The organism is uncultured Campylobacter sp., assembly GCF_938045225.1.
Classification (GTDB): Bacteria; Campylobacterota; Campylobacteria; order Campylobacterales; family Campylobacteraceae; genus Campylobacter_A.
The window spans coordinates 1-1,351 of record NZ_CALINL010000070.1 but is presented as its reverse complement, the minus strand read 5'-3'; the positions used below and the strand labels follow the sequence as shown (position 1 = coordinate 1,351).

At 36.9% G+C, this 1,351-nt stretch carries 1 protein-coding gene; it reads right to left on the bottom strand.

The genetic code is table 11. The features are described from left to right. Positions 1 to 1,202: DUF4214 domain-containing protein (locus Q0200_RS03125; protein ID WP_297937587.1), on the bottom strand; the 1,202-nt coding region annotated here is incomplete at its 3' end. Positions 1,203 to 1,351 lie beyond the last annotated feature (149 nt).

Below are 1,351 nucleotides of genomic sequence, written 5' to 3'. Positions count from 1 at the left end.
GAAGCATCGACCTTTTCTAAGCGATCGCTTTCCACCATAAGCTTAACATCGGTAGTACCTTTGACGGATATTGTTTTATAGTGGTTTGTGTTGTCGCCTGATTTTATAAATACGGTGCTTTTCTCGCCTTTTGTAGTTATGTTTAGGTTTTCGATATTCGGGATATCTATGCCTGTGCCTGCAACGCCGACCACGTTATCTATAGCATTTTTATGCAAATTTACATTATCTAACGTTAAATTTTGCGTATCATTTGTGCCAGCGATAGTTCCGGTGTTATAATTTAATTTAAACGACTCCGTACTGCTTTTTAGATTCTCGATAGTTAAATCCACTAAATTGCTAGGATTTATAAAATTTATACCATTTTCGCCATCTAAAGTTACTTTTTTAAGACCATCGATATTTCTTGCATTAAAGGTCTTTTTGGCTGTAGATGTGTTTGTTAAATTTAGGTTATCTATATTTTTGATAAACCCTGTAGTCATTCCGTTGAAATTATCTTTCAAGGTAACATTCAGAGTATTTTCTCCCGTACCGCCGTCGATCTTATCTGTAGGCTTTAAAGTATTTGTACCCATAAATGAGTCTGCAACAGCGTTGAAAACATCTTGTCCTACTCCACCGGTTAAATCGTTTGGCTCAGTAGTTAGAGTGTATGAAGTAGAAGCGGCAAGAGCGTCTATTTTTGCTTTTTGCTCTTCGAAATTCGTGTCAGTCGTAGTTTTTATAATTTCCTGAAACGGCTTATAATCATAACTTCCGGAAACATTTGTTTCTATGTTGGCGATTTTTTCAGCCATATAAGCTGAAATTGCCGTCTTATTTTCGAAAATTTTAGCCGCAACCGGATCCGCCGCTTTAGCTGCCGCAGACTGTGCTACCTCAAATATTTTGACGAGAGTCTCGCCTCTTGAATGACCCAACTGAAGGTGTTTAACCCATGCGTTAATACCATCAGGATCTTGCGTATAATCTTTGCCAAGAATATTTTTATAGATAAGCTCTATATAATCTTTATCTTGGTCTATTCTACCGCCATAGTAGTCTATAGCTGCCGGAGATTCTAGCATCAATTGAGCTATCTCAGCCTGTGTTTTGTTGTGGCCAAAGCTAATCCATGCTTTGAATCCAGCGCCTTCTGGGGCTCTGTTAAATAACGCCACGTAAAGCTGCGCAACCTCTGCTTGTGTTACTGCCATTAAGGACTCCTTTAAAGTTACTTGATGTTTAGTGTTCTATTTTACAGAATACTATCGCCAATTATACCATAATTTTATAAAAAGAGAGGAGCTGATTTTTAGTTTGTTTAACTGATTATTTCTGAAAGATCAAAATTTAAATATTTAAT